Here is a 16676-nt window from a genome sequence, read left to right on the forward strand (position 1 = left end):
TGGCTCAACCGACATTCTTGCGGCCGAAGCACAGTCTGCGGTCGGCCAGGGCGCCCAAACAAGAGGAGCCCAAAGACACAGTGGCAGGACTACGTAAATCGTGACGCGAAAATCGAAAGAAGTTTTTAACTTCTAGTTGAAGGTGTTGGAGAACGTGGTTGGGACGATCCCTTGACCGCCGAATTGGTAGTTCAGGGTTCCGCTGCCGCTGCCAGCCGGCAAAGAAACCTCGAGCATGAATGCAAGCTGTTGAGGATCCACGGCATCGGTGGAACACCGAATCTGTTTGCCGGCAGAGCCCGTCTCGGCACAGGTCCACCCGGAGGGTGCCAGCGTCCTTCCTTGAACGAAGCCAGCTTGGTCCGGCAAGGTGAAGACCACCTCGGCGGTGGTCGGAGTTCCATTACCCTGCAAACTGAATTGCACCTGAAGCTGCCGCTCAGCCGCCGATGGACCCATCGAAGAAGCGAACGTTGCATCGACAGTTTCGGTTGACGCCGCGGCAACCGCCTGGGGCGTAGTCGTTGAGGACACAAGACCGGAGTCCACCACCGTGGAACTCCGCGGCGGCAGCCCCACGCCGGGGACCACGACGGCGGGCGCTTGCGGCCCAGACACTGCAGGCCTCTCAGCCGGCACCGCTGCAGCAGGCGACGACGGCACGGAGCCGGGTTCCGGCGTCGAACTCGGCAGCGAAATAGGGACACTGGGCGTGACGGTGGGCCCGGCGTTGGCCGTGGCGTTGGGTGACGGGTTACCGGCGGTTGGCCCGGCAGGGGCTTTGCTGGCTTCGTCGGCGGCCGCGGGAGCATGCGTGGTCGAACTTGCTTGGACAAACCAGACGAGAACCGCCGTCAACGCCACGACGCCCAATGCGATAGCCCCCGCCAACCTCACCAGCCGGCTCAGGCCTCCGGGCCGTTGAGTCTGGGCGGGCACCGCTGTGCTGCCCGCTCCTGAGGATGGCCCCATCGCCGTGGCGGCAGATGCCAGAGACGCTGCAACGCCTGGGGTGAATGCGATTCCGGTGATCAGCGGAATCAGGACTGCCCGCATTCCACCCTGGACGTCGTTGAGCTCAATGAGCAGCGCGGTGCATTTAGCGCACGTCTCAAGGTGCGCACTGACCTTTTCTTGGGAGGTTCGCTTCAGTGCGTTGCGGGCGTAGCGACCCAGTTGGCTGGCGAATTCTCCGCAGGCCGCATCCACCGTTTGGCTGATGTGCTGTTGCAGGTAGGCCTGGCGGAGGCCCTCCCTCGCACGGATGGCCAGCGATGAGACACCGTTGGGGCTGAGGCCCACCAGGGGGGCCGCGGCCGCAGGTTTCAGGCCTTCAATGTCAACGTGCCAAAGGACTGCCTGCCAGCGTTCAGGCAGCGATTTGAACGCTTTGGCCATAATGCTCGACTCAAGATCACTTATCACAGGATCCGAATCGGTCACGGCGGTATCGAGGATCGCATCATCGGCTGCGGTCGCCATCCTCCTGGCCTTACGGTTCCGATCGTGGGCTGTACGGCGCACCACGGTGAGGAGGTAGGAGCGGAAGAACTCGTTGGGCCCTTTTCCTTCCCGCAGCAGTTGGAAGACCGCGGCGAAGGACTCCGCCACAACATCATCGGCGTCGCTGGGGTTGTCCGTCTGCGCTCGGGCAACATACTGGGCCACCTTCAAGTGGCGCTCGTAGAGCACGTCAAAGGCATCGGTTACGCCTTGGCGGACCAAGGCGATGATATGGGGATCGTCGTCCTTGGCCCTCGCCAAGTCCGGAGACGCCCCATCGGCTCCGACCGCAAATAGTTGATCCATAAACAGTAGTGTGACATCACAACCTGTGGGACTTGAATCGGAGCCCAAGTACCTGTAGAGAACCTAACTATTTTTCGTCACGATTCGGCCCCTTGCCGCACTCCTAGGGCATGACCCCTGACACCGGTAACCTCGGCGACGTCGCCGGATCTCTCCGTGCTTCCATGGATGCTCGACGCCGCCCGTTCCTCAAGCTGATGCGAGCCATCCATAACGATGCCAGGCAGGAACAGACCCCTATAGTGCGTACCCTGCCCGCACATCGCTCGGCCCTGCTGGCCAAAAAGAAGAACGCAGGGCATATTGCCCTGGTTTATGGAGCGGACAGACCTATGGCGATACCGGGAGATGTCGTCGTCTTTACGGCGTGGATTACCAACGATTCCCGGAGCCACCTCAAGGACGTCCGCCTGATACCCCGTTCCTTCACCAATGAAGGGATGGAGATGCTTGAGTACACCTCCGAACCGGTGGAACGCGATCTCAAGATTGCGCTGCTGGGTCCCGGCCAATCCGTGATGCGGAGCTTCTCCTACTTGGTGACCGATTCGGACCACCTCCACGGAGGCAGCGTGATCAGCGCCATGCAGGTGCGGGCCACGTGCCGTGGGCAGGTCATTACCGACGAGCATGACGCCATTGTCTCCCTCAGTGGTTCACGGAAGGACTGGCCATTCGGAGCCACCAGGAACGGGCTGCCATACCGGGCATCCGCCACCCTCCCGCCTCTCCTGCCCCGCCGCCGCGCACCGCGACCGAGGCCCGGCCATCTGGGCATTTTGGAAGTCGAAGGACCCTCCAGCACTCCTAATTGATGACTACCAGTCCCACCATCGGACCCGGACCGGAGCCCGCCCTGGACCGTACCGTGTCAGTTGCCGGTTCTTTCGCCGACGGATACGGTGAACATGACAAAGGGCACGCAGGAGGCAAGCGATCAGGGGGCTTTCGCATGCCGAATTCCAGCGTTATGAGCTCCGTCCGAAGGGAGTTCCTAGCGGCGGTGGCCGAAGGGGTCGGCCCCTATGAAGTAGCCGAACACCTGGGCGTTCCCTTGGATACGGTCCGGCTCTGGTTGTCCAGGCTGGGTGAGCTCACCACCGGACTCAACGTCGCCTGCGGCCCCGATTTCGGGGGCAGTAAGGCGGTCGCCTTTGTGCCAGGACTGACAGTCATCCACACCCCGGACGTGTTTGATGCCTGCGCGGACCAAGTTGTCACTTTCACCGCGGATGTCATGAACGACGGCGAAACGCCCTTGCGGGGGATCACCCTGGTTCACTACTTTCGGCTGGGAAAGTCGCGGAACAAAGCCCGCGCCAACAGCGGCAATTTCGAGTCACTGCCCTGCTCGCCGCATCTGTTGGGCACCCTGGAAGCGGGCGACATGTGCTCCCAAAGGTTCAGCTATTGCATTACTTCGCAAGACGTTCGCCGCGGGGCGGACTTGGTGAGCGGAGTGGCAGTCAGGGCCACCACGGGTGAAGGGCAGGAAGTTAGCGAGGAATGCGAAGCTCGGGTGCGGCTCTACTCCTAGCAGCCGCGGTCAGTCGTTATCCGGCTCGCCGACGGGCTTCTCCGAAGGCCAGTCGACATCCTGTCCGTATCCTTCATGCTTCTGCAAGTAGGCCGCGATGTACGGGCAATGCGGAATGATCCGTTTGCCCGACGCCACGACGTCATCCAGTGCGAAGTGGGCGAGCACCTTGGCCAGGCCTTGGCCCGTGAACCCGGGCTTCGTCTCTGTATGTGTGAAGTCGATGTGGCCAGGCCGGTCGAGGAACTGTGAAATCACTGCCAGCTCGCCACCGACATGAAGCTCGTAGCGGTGGAATTTGTCGTTTCGTGTGGTGGTAACCCCCGCCGGGAACGACTCTGCCAGGGAATCCGTGTACTCGCTCATGACTCGAGGTTGGCACGTAAACCCGACTCTGGCAACGTGGCCCGAATTTCCGTTGACGGTTCCGGAACGTTTTCCTCCAAGGGAGGCAGCACAGGGGTTGGAACCCTGCCCAGAAGCAGCACCGCGAGGGCGAAACATGCCGCTCCCCCGCCCAGCAACGCCAGCGTCAGGCCGTTGAAAGCGGCGTCCGCCACAGGGACAAAAACCACGACGGCGGCCGTCACCACAGCGACACGCGACGGGCCGCGCGCGTGGCTGGCCGCCGTCGGACGGTTTTCCAAACGCCCGAAAATCCAAACGACGGGCAACAACACGGCAATGACTGCGAAGAAGACCGGGATCCGGTCCCACCACCAGTCGGCGGCATCGTCCGGAGGCAGGGAAATATCCGTGAGCAACAGCAGCCCGGAAAGTGCCACCAAGACCGGAAGGTGCCAAAGGTAGACCGTCATGGAACGCCTACCTGCCACGGCGATGACCATCTGGACCCAGCGAACCTTCGCCACGGCATCGATTCCATTCCGGAGGAGCTGGAGGGACGCGGTTTGCGAGATGGCCAGCAGGAGCAGGCACAGGTTGGGAGGATTGAGGTTCACCACCATGTTCCCCGGGTAGACGCCCACCCCCGTGACGAGGCCCAAGATGACGTTGCTTGATGCGATCGCGCCAACCAGCCACGTGCGGCCGCGGTTGTCGAAAAACCCGTCGGCCCGGAGGAACCCCAGCTGCTGTACCGCGCACCAGACGAAGATCATGTTGATAAATGCCAAAATCGGAAGGGCGCCACGCAGCGAATCGACCGCGATGATGAGCACCACCAAGACGGCCAAAGTCAGCATCGGCGCACGGCCGTGCAGCCGGGACATGACCGGGATGCTGAGTTGGGCGGTGAGGTACGCCGCCAAGAACCAGAGCGGCATCGCGGCGCCGGTGGTCATCAGCTGGATGACCCTGGGGTCAACGCCCAGCAGCAACGCCGCCCACAGGCCTCCCCACATCATGGCGAGCAGGGCCATGGCCGGGCGGACCAGGCGTAGGAGCCGGATTTGGGCGAAGTCGAATCCGTTACCGCCGCGGGCACGCAGGCGCCGCCATGATTGGAGCCCGGTTTCACCGCCGAGCACGAAGAACAGCGGCACGATCATGAACACCCACCCCACGGGGTCGAACCAACTCTGGTCCATCAGGGTGTTCCGGGTTGTCACCGTTCCGTCCTTATGCAGGACGGGGTTGACCATCAGGCAATGGGCAGCCACCACCAAGAGTAGGCAAGTAAACCGGACAAGGTCGATGGCCGGCTCCCTCTGCCGTGCCGGTTCCCTCTCCGGTGCCGGCTCGCCGTGCGCAGCCTGCTGCCCGGCAGCCGGGTGCCCGTTCCGCTCCATGACTCTCCCTATGAAGCACGCCCGTGCGTGTTGCCTCCATTCTGCTCCCGCAGTGGTACTTGGGCCAGCAAGCCAGCCCCGTGGCCTTAGCTACCCAGGGTCACAGCAAGCACGCCGAGCACGACGGCGAGCGCCGGCGTCGTGCCTTGGATGGTGGCCGCACGGAGGTACTTTTTGCCGCTGGCCGCGAGGACCAGCGCGGCAAGCAGCATCGAACCGCAACTGGCGAAAATAAGCGTCCAACCGACCTGCGGAGCGCCCATGGCCACCGCAACGATGCCGATCAGCGCGCCGACAGCCAGGAACAGGTTATAGAAGCCCTGGTTATAGGCAAGCGACTTCGTGGTCTCGGCGTCGGCCTGCGAGGTGAGGCTGAATCGCTTCCACGTGGCCGGCTTGGTCCAGGTGATGGATTCCATGGTGAAGATGTACACATGGAGCACGGCAGCGATGAATGCGAATACCAGGGAGGCCAGTGTCATGGCTTGATCCTAGCCTCCGGATTCCGCTTGGTCGGGGCAACGACCTTGATAACGGCGGAGTCGTCTGCGGCGGCAAGGCCTTGGGCCTGACCCAGAAGGTAGAGCTGTTCAGCAGCAGCCGCCACAGGGGCGGCCAGGCCGGCGGAGCGGGTGGCTTTGCCCACGATGCCCATGTCCTTGACGAAGATGTCCAGGCGGCTGAGGACCTCTGCGCCGTCGTCGTTATAGGCCTCAAGCATCCGCGGGCCGCGGTTGGAGAGCATGAAGGACCCGGCAGCTCCGGCTTCGAGTGCGGCGAGGGTCTTGGCTTGGTCAAGGCCAAGGGCGTCGGCGAGGGCCATCGCTTCAGCGGCGGCTGCGATATGGACGCCGCACAGCAACTGGTTGACGGTCTTGAGTGCCTGGCCGTCTCCGGGCTTGTCGCCCACGACGCTCAGGGTGGACGCCAGCAGTTCGAGCACGGGCCGGGCTTTTTCGAGTGCTTCAGGCGCAGCCCCGACCACGATCAGCAGGTCGCCTTCCCCGGCGCGCTTCGGGCCGCCGGACAGCGGAGCGTCCACCAGCGCCACGCCGTGCCGGGAAAGCTGCGCCACCGTTGCGGGGATGGCTTCGGTGCCTACGGTGCTGCCAAGAATGACGACGGCGCCCGGCTTCAGGACCGAGGCCACGCCGTCGTCACCAAAGAGGACCTCGGTGAGCTGTTCGCCGTTGCGCACGGCAAGGAGGAGAGCGTCGGCGCCGTCGGATGCTTCGCGGGCAGAGCCGAAAGATTTGATGCCGGACTTCGCGGCGAGCTCCAGCCGGGCGTCGGCGATGTCGAAGCCGTGGACCGTTAATTCGGTTGCGAGGCGAGTCGCCATCGGTAGGCCCATGGCGCCGAGGCCCAGGACGGCGACGGTGAAGTTGTTGCTGGTCATCATGTTCTCCATTGAGATGTGCTGGTCAGAAGGTGTTGCTGAGCTTGCGCGTAACGTCGGTCAGGGATTGGTCGTTGCCCACATTCCCGGCAAAGACGATGAACGGGATGCCCTTCGCGGGTCCGTCCACCGGCTCCCAGAGGGAAACGATGCCGGGGAGCATGGGACCGCGGACCACCGCATGCCGGATCTCGAGTCCGCGCGTTGCAACGTCGGAGGACGTGATGCCGCCTTTTGCAATGACGAACCGTGGCGGGAACGCCTTTAGCGTGCGGTTCACGACGGCGACGACGGCGGCCGAGACAGTGCGCGCGATCTTCAGGCTCGCCGCGGAGTCGTCTGTTTTGATGAGCAAGCGGCTGGTGTGGACAATGACGTCGCCCTGATGGAGGGCGTCGACGACGTCGGATGCCACCATTGCGATATAGGCGTCGGCTTCTGCGCCCAGCACTTGTTCAACGTCGATCTCTACGGTCCGCGCCGAGCGGTGCCCGGCGGTGAGATGGTTGAGTTGGCGGGTGGTCACGCCGATGTGGGAGCCGACGACGATCAGGCCCCCGGCTGTTGAGGGAGAGTCGCCTGCGTAGGCTTCGTCAGGGGTCAGTGCGGCGCGGATTTCCTGCCCGATTCGGCCACGCACGAATGGTGGACCCACGCGGTAGAGGAGTTTCTTGCCGCGGCGTTCCGCCTCCTCAAGACCCAGGGCCAGGGCGCGGAAGTCGTTTTCTGTGACGATGTCGGCCACTATCGGAGTGGAGTTGGTGGCCGGTTCGAGGGCATCGGCAATGGCGTTAGCGGAGATTGCTGGATCGTTGGCAGCGGCGCCGGCGCGGATGATGGCCAGGTCCAGGACAATCACGTGGTTCGCAGGGAAGCGGCCCTGCGACTTCTCTTCGACGTACTTGGCCAACTCGGAGTTGGCGAACCCAAAGGATGCATCTTTCGCGAATTCCGTCTCGGCAACGGGGGTGAGGGTGCCTGAGTCCTCTCCGGAGCCCCGCATGTAGTGCACACCCCCGATGGTGACCCGGCCGGCGTCGGGAAATGCCGGAGCGATCACCACCCCGTCAGTGGTTTCACCGGTTTCGACGGCGATGGTGGCAGCGATGACGTCCGGTTCCAGCGGGTAGTGCCCACGCAGGGTCGAGTCGCTGCGGCTGATGAAACCCAGCATCAGCCCGGCCGTTGCGGCAGCGGCAAGGGCGTTGCGAACGATCTCCTGGTTACGGCTTGCGGCCTCTTCGGGGTCCAGGCTCCTGGTGTTCGTGAGGACGTACACGGCGGGCCTGGTCCGGTTCTCACGGATGTGCGCGAAGGCCCAGATGAAGTCTGCTTCGTCCCAACGGGTGAGCACGGGGAGGTCGGCGACGGACTGCGTTCCAGTGGGGTCGTCGTCGAGGACTACCAGGACTCGGGGACTAGTTACGGACGATGCCGCGACGGCGTCGGCAACCAGCTGCGCGGGAATCCGGATCTCGGGCGGGAAACCGGCCAAAATCTCAGCTTCAAGGATCATGTGTCACTCCGTCGGGATGCGCGGCGATGGTGGAATGTAAGATGTCAGACATTTAACATTTTTTAGTGTGGCACAGGGCCCTTCGGGGCGCAACGTTTCGCTAGGCTCAACCGTCGCTAGGATGGACGCATGGCTGGCTCTTCGGTCCCCCTTCCGTTCGTGGATGTCCGCGGACCAGCAAGACCCGCAGCCGACGCCGCGCCCGCCGTACTGATTCACGGGTGGGCGTCCGGCTCGGTCTACTGGGAACCGCTGGCCTCGACACTGCTCGACGCCGGTTGGCCAGTCTGGATTCTTGACCTTCCGGGCTACCATCCCGGCGAGTTGTGGCCATCCGGCCGTGAATGGACGCTGGAATCCGCGGCTGCTTCTGTGGCCGCAGCCATCGCGGCCCGAACCGAGGTGCCGGTACACCTCGTGGGCCACTCGATGGGAGGCAGCGTTTCCCTGACCTTGGCAGCGGACCGACCGGACCTGGTGGCCACGGTGACGTTGGTGGGCATGGTTCCGGCTCCGCCGAACGAGGCCTTTAAGCGCCTCCTGCTCTCGCAAGTGGAGCAAGGGTTCGTCGACGCCGGGACCAAGGCAAAGCTCATGGACTCCTGGTTCGGGCCTCTCCTGCCGGAGGAAGACAGGGAGCTGCTCAGCAGAGGTTTTGATGTGCCCTTCCCCGTACTGTCCGCCAGCGCCACCGCGGCCATGACCGGCGTCGAACCTTCAGTGCCCGGGCGTGTTCACGCACCCTTGCTGGTGATCGCGGGATCGGGTGACCGGGTGCGGTCCATGGACCAAATGGAGGCCTTTGTCCAGGCTAAACCGGGGCGGCAGCTGACGGTGGTTCCCGAGGCTGGGCACAGCGTGCACTGGGAACGGCCCCGCGAATGCGCCGCGGCGTTAGGCGGGTTCTGGAGATCCAGCGGGCCTCCACCAGCGTAAGATGTCTGACATCCCTGCGGCCATAGGAGGACTCGGGCGCGGGCTGGAGTTGAGGAAACGGGGACACATGGCACGCAAGTCGCTTGTCGGCGTCGTAGCTGATGAGCTACTGGACCGGATCATCGCGGGCGAGTTTCCGCCCGGAAGTGTGGTCCCCGGCGAACTTGAGCTCAGTGCCAAGCATGAGGTGAGCCGTATGACCGTCCGGGAGGCCATGAAAACCCTCGAAGCCCAGCGGATTCTGAGCGTAGAGCGGGGGCGCGGCACCTTCGTAACCCCGCTCAACCAGTGGGGCTCGCTCGAAGCCGTCCTGCGGGCTGCGTCCGAAGGAACCAACGACGCCGTCGCGGCCGTCCAGCTGATCGAGCTGCGCCGCATGCTTGAAACCGGCGCCTGTGAACTGGCCGCCGAACGCATCTCAGGCCAGGAGCTCAGTGACCTTCAAGGGCACCTGGAGAAGATGCGGGGGGCCCACGAAAGCAATGACCTCGACGCCTTCGTCAAAGCCGACCTCGCCTTCCATGACGTCATACTGCACGCATCCGGGAACGTTTTCGTGGCCGTCCTGTTCGAACCCTTGCACCGCGTCCTGGAGGCCCGCCGGGCTGAGACTTCCGCCTTTGCCGAGATCCAGGAACACGCAATCAGCCATCATCGAAACATCGCCGCTGCGCTGGAATCGCGGAACTCCAACGAGGCCCGGCTCGCGATGGACGGGCACATGCAGCAGACCTTGGATGACTTGAAGACGTATGTGCTGGTCCCTGCTGCCACTCGGAGGGGCTAGACACAGATAATAAGCAGGCTTAGCGTTCTTGACGGTATCGATAGCGAGCTAACTAGGCGGCAAAATGCGAGCGATCGTGGAGGCCAGACACCCGGGTGGGCGGTAGGTGCCGGGGCGGTTCTGGCGGTGAAGCGCTTGCATCCAGGAAGACGCCCCGTTAGCCCATCCAAACCCGTTAGCCCATCCAAGTAGCAACAGCCTACTTGGATGGGCTCTACGTGGGTGGAGCAGGCTACGCGTCAACCTCGGTGTTGACGATGTACACGTTGCAGGGGGCACCGTGAGCCACGCTGTTGGCGATGCTGCCCAATACCCGGCCCAGCCCCTTCATCCGCTTGTTGCCGACGACGATCACCGAAGCATCGGTGGCCTCGGCGTAGCTGATCAGGGCATTGGCCGGAGTACCACGGGCGGCGGAGTACTTGACCTTGCCCTTGGGAACATCGAGCGCCTCGGATACCTGACGGGCCACGTATTCCGCGGAATCGGCCGAGGACACAATGATGCGGTCGCTGCCACTGCCGAATTCCTCGATGCGGTCGTCGGAAAAGCCGCTGATCACGTGGAGCTCGGCTCCGATGGCTGTGGCGAGCTTCGCTGCCGCCATTGCTGCACGTTTGGCCGTTTCGCTGTTGTCAACGCCGACGACGATAACTTCTGTCATGTGTTCTCCTGGGTCTCAGATTCACTGGGTGCTGCCCCACGAATCTACACGGCATCAGCGGCCCGGCACGGAAGCGATGCCGCAGGAGTGTTTACGACGACGCGCGGCCGGGTAGGGATAGATCATCGGAACGATCACACGACCGAAAGGCAAGATCATGGCAGAGCAAGCATTTGACCCGCGGACCGCCATAGTGACGGGATCGGATTCGGGTATCGGCCGTGCCACAGCTGTGGCGTTGGCGCAGGCCGGCATGGACGTTGGCGTCACCTGGCACTCTGATGAGCAGGGGGCGGAGGCGACGGCGGAAGAGATCCGCAGCCTGGGACGCAAGGCCGTGGTGAAGCAATTGGACACCACCAAGCCGTCCGAAACAGCGGCGACAGTGGACCAGATCGCGGAGGAACTGGGCGGCGTGGACGTCTTCGTCAACAACTCCGGAACCGGCGATGGCACAAAGTTCCTTGACCTGGACTACGAAACGTGGATGACAACCCTCAACACCAACCTCAACGGCGCCTTCGTGGCAATGCAGACTGCGGCCAAGCGGATGGTGCAGGCCGGCCGCGGTGGCCGCATCATCGCCGTGACGAGTGTCCACGAGTTCCAGCCTCGCGTAGGAGCCTCAGCCTACGATGCCTCGAAACATGGCCTGGGCGGCTTGGTCAAGACCATGGCTCTGGAGCTCGCCGAGCACGGAATCACCGCCAATAACGTGGCGCCCGGCGAGATTGCCACCCCGATGACGGGGCAGACGGACGAGGATCCCACCAAGGAAGAACGGCCAGGAGTTCCCTTGGGACGCCCCGGCCACGCAAACGAAATTGCCGCCGTCGTCGCCTTCCTTGCCTCGCCTGCGGCCAGCTATGTCAACGGCGCCTCGTGGCCCGTGGACGGCGGAATGCTGCAGATGGGACCGCAGGCGGGTTCGCACATCACCAGCCACGACTGGCGGGAAAGCTGAGCCAAGGCAAGCTATGGCCGCACGGTGATCCGTGGGCTAGTCTGCATGGACGGCCGCCCCGGCCGGAATAACAAGATCCAATGACGTAGAACCGCATTTATTGATGAGGAGCACCATGGCTGGCCACACATACAGCGTTTCGGAAATCGTAGGAACCTCCACTGAGGGCGTGGACGATGCCGTGAGGAATGGCATCGAGACAGCCTCCCAGACCCTGCGGAACCTGGACTGGTTCGAGGTCAAGGAAATCCGCGGACACCTCGAAGACGGGAAGGTTGCCGACTGGCAGGTCACCATCAAGCTCGGATTCCGTCTGGAACGCTAATCCCACCTCGCGAGATGACAGTTAATGCCGGTGTTTCAGACGAACATCGGCATTAACTGTCATCCCGGCGAGCGGGTTCGGGTGTGGGCAGCGGCGCTGTGTCTACTGAGTCGAGTGCCTCTGCTGCGTCTACCGCGCCAAAGCTGCTGAGCAGCATCAAAGCATCCGACGACGGCGAACCCGCCTTCGCTGAATACACCCGAAGCGCCTGGTCGGCGTCGTCCGGGAGACTGAGCGTCTCAAAGTTCAGTTCCATGTCCCCCACCAGGGGGTGGTGCAACCGAACGGTGCCCGCGGGCCGCGCCGCAACCCGATGGCCGGCCCACCACTGGCGGAAGTGCTCACTTTGCACGGCGAGTTCGCCGACCAGTTGGTTGGTTTGGGGGTCGTTCGGATGGCGGCCCACATCCATGCGAAGCGCTCCGACCGCATCGGCGGCCACAGTCTTCCAATCCCGGAACAGCTTTCCCGCTGCGGGGTCCAGGATGATCCAGCGCGTCAGGTTTCGCTCTGCGGCAGGCAATGCGGGGAAATCGGCGAACAAAAGGTACGCCAAGCGGTTCCCGGCCAAGATGTCCGAACGTCTTCCGAGCACCATGGCTGGAACGTCTCCGACGGCGTCGAGCAACTGCCGCAGGGCAGGCCGGACTTTCTGTGCCGGTCCGGGATTTCCTGCAGAACTGGCACAGTGTTCCATCAGGTCCATCATGTGCGCGTGCTCCCTGGGATCCAGGCGCAAAGCGCGGGCAACGGAGTCGAGGACCGCCTTGGAGGGGTGGATATTCCTGCCCTGCTCCAGCCGTGTGTAGTAGTCGGTGCTCACACCCGAGAGGCGTGCCACCTCCTCCCGGCGCAGCCCGGGGACGCGCCGCGAACCGCTGGAATCCTGCGCTCCTGCGTCCTCCGGCGAGAGGCGCGCACGCATGGCTTTAAGGAATTTACCGAACTCGGCGCTCTGACCCATTGTTCTATTCTGCGACGGGAATGTGTGAAAGGCCATCATGGTGGGTAGGACTATGAAACCTAGGAAAAACGGGATCAGGCTGGGTTACTGACTGAGCTGCCAAAACTGCATAGGCTCATAGCAGAGCCTCCGAAACCGCTTTCTGACACGCCGGAAACATGCCCGAAAACCGTGCCAGCCAACTGGGTCGGAGAGCCAGCCAATCACATCGTCGAAGGAGATCGTCATGCTGGAGCTGACCTTGAACAATGGCGTCACTATCCCGCAACTGGGGTTCGGCGTCTTCCAAGTCCCTGCCGAAGAAACCCAGAAGGTAGTGGAAGACGCGCTCGACGCCGGGTATCGCCACATCGACACTGCGGCCGCCTACCGGAATGAAACCGGCGTGGGAGCCGCCATCGCCGCGTCCGGGATCCCCCGCGAAGAGCTTTTCATCACCACAAAGCTGCGCAATGGCGAACAGGGCGACGCCTATGACGCGTTCCAGCGCAGCCGCGAAGCTTTGGGTTTGGACGTCATCGACCTGTACTTGATCCACTGGCCGGTCCCATCCCAAGGGCTGTACACACAGGCCTGGAAGGAAATGGAGAAGCTGTACCAAGATAAGCAGATTCGGGCGATAGGGGTCTCGAACTTCCTCCCCGAACACCTTGATACGCTCCTACGCGAGACCGAGGTGGTTCCTGCGGTCAACCAGATCGAGCTCCACCCCACCTTCCAGCAGGCCGATCTGGCCAACAAGTGCCGTGGACTCAGCATTGCCGTGGAGGCTTACAGCCCGCTGGGACAGGGCCAGGACCTGAACGCCGAGCAAGTGGCGTTGGTGGCAGAGACCCACGGCACCACGCCGGCCCAGGTGATCTTGGCGTGGCACCTCGCGCAGGGAACCATTGTGATTCCCAAGTCCGCGGACTCCACCCGCATGCGCGAAAACTTTGGCGCCGCTGACCTGAGCCTCACCGAATCCGAACTGGCGGCAGTGACCGCACTGGAGTCAGGTACCCGCATCGGCGCCGATCCCGCCGTCGCGGCTTTCACACAGCTCTAAACCCCCGCTCGAAATCAAGGAGTCAACGGACATGCAGTACACGCATCTGGGTCGGTCCGGCCTCAAAGTATCAAGACTCTGCCTGGGCACCATGAACTTCGGCCCCCAGACCGAGGAAGCAACAGCACACTCCATCATGGACTCCGCACAGGAGTCCGGCATCAACTTCTTCGACACCGCCAACGTCTACGGCGGCGTCGGGCACCGTGGTTGGACCGAGGAAATCATTGGCCGCTGGTTTACCAAAGGCGGCGAGCGCCGCGAGCGCACCGTCCTGGCCACCAAGCTCTACGGCACCATGACGGACAGGCCCAACGAGTCCAAGCTGTCCGCACTGAACATTCGCCGGGCATTGGACGCAAGCCTGAAGCGACTCCAGACGGACTACATCGACATCTACCAGTTCCACCACATCGACCGTGACACCCCGTGGGATGAGATTTGGCAGGCGATCGAGGTAGCGGTCCAGCAGGGCAAGATCCTTTATTCCGGCAGCAGCAATTTTGCCGGCTGGCACATAGCCCAAGCCCAGGAAGCGGCGCGCAGGCGCAACTACACGGGATTGGTCAGCGAGCAGTCCATCTACAACCTTTTCAGGCGTGAACTGGAGCTGGAGGTCATTCCGGCGGCCCAGCAGTACGGTTTGGGCCTGATCCCCTGGTCGCCGTTGCAGGGCGGCCTGCTTGGGGGCGTGTTGAAGAAGGAAGAGCAAGGTGTGCGGCGCACTGAAGGCCGGGCTTTGGAAACCCTCCGCAAGCACGAGGACCAGATCCGCCAATACGAGGATTTCGCGGACGAACTCGGTCAAAAGCCCGGAGACGTGGCCTTGGCTTGGCTCCTCCACCAGCCAGCGGTTACCGCGCCGATTGTTGGACCCCGCACTCAGGAGCAGTTGGACTCGGCCATACGCGCACTGGATGTCACGCTCGACGCCGACGCCCTGAAGCGCTTGGACGAAATTTTCCCTGGCCACCGCACGGCTCCAGAGGATTACGCTTGGTGAGCACGGTCCGCCACATAGCCAAAGGAGATCATGCCCCATGACACTTGCCCCACTAATTGGGCTCAACGACGGCTTCAAGATTCCCCAAATCGGGCTGGGAACGTGGCCCCTCAACGACTCCCAGGTTGCCGACGCCGTCGTCGAGGCCGTGTCATGCGGTTACCGGCACATCGACACGGCCGTGAAGTACGGAAATGAAAAGGGCGTTGGCGAAGGGATCCGGGCTTCCGGAGTGGATCGCGGCGAACTCTTCATCACCACCAAGCTGGACGGGGAATTCCAAGGGTCAGGCAAAGCCGTGGCCGGCCTGGATGGGTCCCTGGAGCGGCTCGGGCTGGACTATGTGGATCTGCTCCTGATCCACTGGCCGCTTCCGCGCCGCGATGAGTTCGTCTCCACCTGGAAGACGTTCCAGGAGCTCCAGGCATCCGGTAAGGTCCGCTCCATCGGCGTATCCAACTTCAAACCAGCCCACTTGGACCGTTTGTTCCGGGAAACGGAGGTGGTGCCCGCGGTCAACCAAATTCAGGTCAGCCCCTCCACCCCGCGCCCTGCTGCCCGTGCTTTCAACGAACGGCATGGGATCGTCACGGAGTCCTATAGCCCCCTCGGCGCGGGCAGCGAGTTGCTGAACGCCCCGGTTCTGCAATCCATCGGCGCCAAGCACGGCAAGACGCCAGGCCAAATAGTTCTCCGCTGGCATGTGCAGCAAGGGCTCGTGGCCATTCCCAAGTCATCCAATCCGCAGCGGATGAGGGAGAACCTGGACGTTTTCGACATCGAGTTGGACAACGACGATCTCGCCAAACTGCAAACGCTCGACGCCGGGCCTGACGCCGGCGTCGACTCCGATGTGCAGGGTCATTAAGGAACAGGGCCATTAAGGATGGGGAACTTGACTACGGAAACACTGATCTGGACCGGCTCCTATACTGCCGACAGGAACGCCAACGGCAAGGGCATCGCCGCGCTTTCCGTTGACGACAACGGCCAACTGACCAACATGGGGCTGGCTGTTGCAGCCGACTCGCCATCGTTCCTGGCAGTGCACCCGTCGTTGCCGGTGGTTTACGCCGTGGCCGAAGACGCCGGGACGGTGCGCGCCTACCGCCGCACAGGCAGGACTGAGCTGGAGGCGTTCGGCGAGTCCTGGCCGGCGGGTGAGGCTACCTGCCACGTGGCCGTGGATCCGCACGGACGATTCATCGTAGCGACGTGTTGGGGCGATGGTCAGGTGGTCCTCTACGAACTGGACCACGACGGCGCCATCACCTCGCGCACCAGCGCAACGGCCGCCGTCGACCCTCACACGGCAGCGTCACCGGAAGAACCCCGCCCGAGCCGCGCACATTCGAGCCTCATGCTTCCGGACGGTCGTGTCATGACCACCGACTTAGGTCATGACTTGGTTCGGGTTTGGAAGTATGAGCCGGGAACCGGCCTGGTGCCGGACCATCAGGTTGTCCTCCCGATGGGATCGGGGCCGCGGCACATGGCCCGCCACCAGAGCGGGACCGTTTTTGTGGACACCGAGTATTCGGTGGAAGTGGCCGCCCTGGGGATGCAGCCCGATGGCACTTACGAACTCAACGCCATGGTTCCGGCAAGCACCACGGGAGCAAGCGACGACGACGCCGGGGCAGAGATTGCGTTATCCCCGGATGGCAGGTTCGCCTATGTCGGAGTCCGAGGCTCCAACCGCATCTGCGTCCTTCAGGTATCCGGGGACGGCGCCGCCCTCGAGCCCGTCGGTGAGGTGCCGTGCGGCGGCGAATGGCCCCGCCATCACCTGGTCCGTGAAGGCTGGCTGTACGTTGCCAACGAAGGCTCGGACGACGTCGTTGCGTTCACGCTGGACCCGGAGACAGGGCTGCCGGGCGGCCCCGTGGCCCGCGTGGAAACGGGTTCCCCAAGCGTCCTGGTACTCGCCGATTAACTGACGCCGAGATGGCATTTAACACCAATCATCCGCT

The 16676-nt window shown here is 63.2% G+C and carries 18 protein-coding genes; 10 read left to right on the plus strand and 8 right to left on the minus strand.

Annotated features, from left to right (window positions below; all coding sequences use genetic code 11):
• Positions 1 to 132 precede the first annotated feature (132 nt).
• Positions 133 to 1809, minus strand: coding sequence for a sigma-70 family RNA polymerase sigma factor (locus QRN04_RS16150; protein WP_284977044.1), 1677 nt, complete (start codon positions 1807 to 1809; stop codon positions 133 to 135).
• Positions 1810 to 1919: 110 nt separating this feature from the next.
• Between QRN04_RS16150 and QRN04_RS16155 the strand changes: the two genes are divergently transcribed.
• Positions 1920 to 2624 carry a hypothetical protein gene (locus QRN04_RS16155; protein ID WP_284977045.1) on the plus strand — a complete coding sequence of 235 codons (705 nt, stop codon included), beginning with the start codon at positions 1920 to 1922 and terminating at the stop codon, positions 2622 to 2624.
• 155 nt (positions 2625 to 2779) lie between these two features.
• On the plus strand, positions 2780 to 3346 hold the full coding sequence (locus QRN04_RS16160) for a helix-turn-helix domain-containing protein (RefSeq protein WP_284977046.1): 567 nt from the start codon (positions 2780 to 2782) through the stop codon (positions 3344 to 3346).
• A gap of 9 nt (positions 3347 to 3355) precedes the next feature.
• Here QRN04_RS16160 and QRN04_RS16165 read toward each other — a convergent pair whose 3' ends face one another.
• The 5 genes from QRN04_RS16165 to QRN04_RS16185 form a co-directional block, all read right to left on the minus strand.
• Positions 3356 to 3712 (minus strand): GNAT family N-acetyltransferase, encoded by a 357-nt coding sequence (locus QRN04_RS16165; protein ID WP_284977047.1) that lies wholly within the window; start codon positions 3710 to 3712, stop codon positions 3356 to 3358.
• Positions 3709 to 5097 (minus strand): acyltransferase family protein, encoded by a 1389-nt coding sequence (locus QRN04_RS16170; protein WP_284977048.1) that lies wholly within the window; start codon positions 5095 to 5097, stop codon positions 3709 to 3711. Before QRN04_RS16170 ends, QRN04_RS16165 begins: the two co-directional genes overlap by 4 nt.
• An 86-nt stretch (positions 5098 to 5183) precedes the next feature.
• A complete protein-coding gene (locus QRN04_RS16175) occupies positions 5184 to 5579 on the minus strand; it encodes a DUF1304 domain-containing protein (protein WP_284977049.1) in 396 nt (131 codons plus the stop codon).
• Positions 5576 to 6496, minus strand: coding sequence for an NAD(P)-dependent oxidoreductase (locus QRN04_RS16180; RefSeq protein ID WP_284977112.1), 921 nt, complete (start codon positions 6494 to 6496; stop codon positions 5576 to 5578). Before QRN04_RS16180 ends, QRN04_RS16175 begins: the two co-directional genes overlap by 4 nt.
• 25 nt (positions 6497 to 6521) lie before the next feature.
• Complete coding sequence (locus QRN04_RS16185; RefSeq protein ID WP_284977050.1) at positions 6522 to 8012, minus strand: four-carbon acid sugar kinase family protein; 1491 nt, start codon at positions 8010 to 8012, stop codon at positions 6522 to 6524.
• Between the two features lie 129 nt (positions 8013 to 8141).
• Between QRN04_RS16185 and QRN04_RS16190 the strand changes: the two genes are divergently transcribed.
• Together QRN04_RS16190 and QRN04_RS16195 are read left to right on the plus strand one after the other, a co-directional pair.
• Entirely contained in the window at positions 8142 to 8948 is an 807-nt protein-coding gene (locus tag QRN04_RS16190; protein WP_284977051.1) for an alpha/beta fold hydrolase, read from the plus strand.
• A gap of 67 nt (positions 8949 to 9015) precedes the next feature.
• Complete coding sequence (locus tag QRN04_RS16195; protein ID WP_284977052.1) at positions 9016 to 9735, plus strand: FadR/GntR family transcriptional regulator; 720 nt, start codon at positions 9016 to 9018, stop codon at positions 9733 to 9735.
• Between the two features lie 232 nt (positions 9736 to 9967).
• Here QRN04_RS16195 and QRN04_RS16200 read toward each other — a convergent pair whose 3' ends face one another.
• Positions 9968 to 10399, minus strand: a complete 432-nt coding sequence (locus QRN04_RS16200; RefSeq protein WP_284977053.1) for a universal stress protein — start codon at positions 10397 to 10399, stop codon at positions 9968 to 9970.
• A gap of 157 nt (positions 10400 to 10556) precedes the next feature.
• Here QRN04_RS16200 and QRN04_RS16205 point away from each other — a divergent pair, with 157 nt between their 5' ends.
• Together QRN04_RS16205 and QRN04_RS16210 are read left to right on the plus strand one after the other, a co-directional pair.
• Positions 10557 to 11363 carry an SDR family oxidoreductase gene (locus tag QRN04_RS16205; protein WP_284977054.1) on the plus strand — a complete coding sequence of 269 codons (807 nt, stop codon included), beginning with the start codon at positions 10557 to 10559 and terminating at the stop codon, positions 11361 to 11363.
• Between the two features lie 115 nt (positions 11364 to 11478).
• Positions 11479 to 11688 (plus strand): dodecin, encoded by a 210-nt coding sequence (locus tag QRN04_RS16210; RefSeq protein ID WP_284977055.1) that lies wholly within the window; start codon positions 11479 to 11481, stop codon positions 11686 to 11688.
• Between the two features lie 52 nt (positions 11689 to 11740).
• Here QRN04_RS16210 and QRN04_RS16215 read toward each other — a convergent pair whose 3' ends face one another.
• Positions 11741 to 12652, minus strand: coding sequence for a helix-turn-helix transcriptional regulator (locus QRN04_RS16215; protein ID WP_284977056.1), 912 nt, complete (start codon positions 12650 to 12652; stop codon positions 11741 to 11743).
• A 226-nt stretch (positions 12653 to 12878) separates the two neighbouring features.
• Here QRN04_RS16215 and QRN04_RS16220 point away from each other — a divergent pair, with 226 nt between their 5' ends.
• From QRN04_RS16220 to QRN04_RS16235, 4 genes are read left to right on the plus strand one after another with little or no spacing between them, the layout of a single operon-like run.
• Entirely contained in the window at positions 12879 to 13700 is an 822-nt protein-coding gene (locus tag QRN04_RS16220) for an aldo/keto reductase (RefSeq protein WP_284977057.1), read from the plus strand.
• Between the two features lie 31 nt (positions 13701 to 13731).
• A complete protein-coding gene (locus QRN04_RS16225) occupies positions 13732 to 14703 on the plus strand; it encodes an aldo/keto reductase (RefSeq protein WP_284977058.1) in 972 nt (323 codons plus the stop codon).
• A 37-nt stretch (positions 14704 to 14740) separates the two neighbouring features.
• Positions 14741 to 15571, plus strand: a complete 831-nt coding sequence (locus QRN04_RS16230) for an aldo/keto reductase (RefSeq protein WP_284977059.1) — start codon at positions 14741 to 14743, stop codon at positions 15569 to 15571.
• An 18-nt stretch (positions 15572 to 15589) separates the two neighbouring features.
• On the plus strand, positions 15590 to 16639 hold the full coding sequence (locus QRN04_RS16235) for a lactonase family protein (RefSeq protein WP_284977060.1): 1050 nt from the start codon (positions 15590 to 15592) through the stop codon (positions 16637 to 16639).
• Positions 16640 to 16676 lie beyond the last annotated feature (37 nt).

The organism is Arthrobacter sp. efr-133-TYG-104 (assembly GCF_030208915.1).
GTDB lineage: Bacteria > Actinomycetota > Actinomycetes > Actinomycetales > Micrococcaceae > Arthrobacter.

Coding starts and splice junctions, on each gene's coding strand:
- QRN04_RS16190 (WP_284977051.1), top strand. CDS start 8,142: ATGGCTGGCTCTTCGGTCCCCCTTCCGTTCGTGGATGTCCGCGGACCA.
- QRN04_RS16200 (WP_284977053.1), bottom strand. CDS start 10,399: ATGACAGAAGTTATCGTCGTCGGCGTTGACAACAGCGAAACGGCCAAA.
- QRN04_RS16180 (WP_284977112.1), bottom strand. CDS start 6,496: ATGACCAGCAACAACTTCACCGTCGCCGTCCTGGGCCTCGGCGCCATG.
- QRN04_RS16225 (WP_284977058.1), top strand. CDS start 13,732: ATGCAGTACACGCATCTGGGTCGGTCCGGCCTCAAAGTATCAAGACTC.
- QRN04_RS16205 (WP_284977054.1), top strand. CDS start 10,557: ATGGCAGAGCAAGCATTTGACCCGCGGACCGCCATAGTGACGGGATCG.
- QRN04_RS16195 (WP_284977052.1), top strand. CDS start 9,016: ATGGCACGCAAGTCGCTTGTCGGCGTCGTAGCTGATGAGCTACTGGAC.
- QRN04_RS16220 (WP_284977057.1), top strand. CDS start 12,879: ATGCTGGAGCTGACCTTGAACAATGGCGTCACTATCCCGCAACTGGGG.
- QRN04_RS16185 (WP_284977050.1), bottom strand. CDS start 8,012: ATGATCCTTGAAGCTGAGATTTTGGCCGGTTTCCCGCCCGAGATCCGG.
- QRN04_RS16235 (WP_284977060.1), top strand. CDS start 15,590: ATGGGGAACTTGACTACGGAAACACTGATCTGGACCGGCTCCTATACT.
- QRN04_RS16210 (WP_284977055.1), top strand. CDS start 11,479: ATGGCTGGCCACACATACAGCGTTTCGGAAATCGTAGGAACCTCCACT.
- QRN04_RS16155 (WP_284977045.1), top strand. CDS start 1,920: ATGACCCCTGACACCGGTAACCTCGGCGACGTCGCCGGATCTCTCCGT.
- QRN04_RS16160 (WP_284977046.1), top strand. CDS start 2,780: ATGAGCTCCGTCCGAAGGGAGTTCCTAGCGGCGGTGGCCGAAGGGGTC.
- QRN04_RS16170 (WP_284977048.1), bottom strand. CDS start 5,097: ATGGAGCGGAACGGGCACCCGGCTGCCGGGCAGCAGGCTGCGCACGGC.
- QRN04_RS16215 (WP_284977056.1), bottom strand. CDS start 12,652: ATGGGTCAGAGCGCCGAGTTCGGTAAATTCCTTAAAGCCATGCGTGCG.
- QRN04_RS16165 (WP_284977047.1), bottom strand. CDS start 3,712: ATGAGCGAGTACACGGATTCCCTGGCAGAGTCGTTCCCGGCGGGGGTT.
- QRN04_RS16175 (WP_284977049.1), bottom strand. CDS start 5,579: ATGACACTGGCCTCCCTGGTATTCGCATTCATCGCTGCCGTGCTCCAT.
- QRN04_RS16150 (WP_284977044.1), bottom strand. CDS start 1,809: ATGGATCAACTATTTGCGGTCGGAGCCGATGGGGCGTCTCCGGACTTG.
- QRN04_RS16230 (WP_284977059.1), top strand. CDS start 14,741: ATGACACTTGCCCCACTAATTGGGCTCAACGACGGCTTCAAGATTCCC.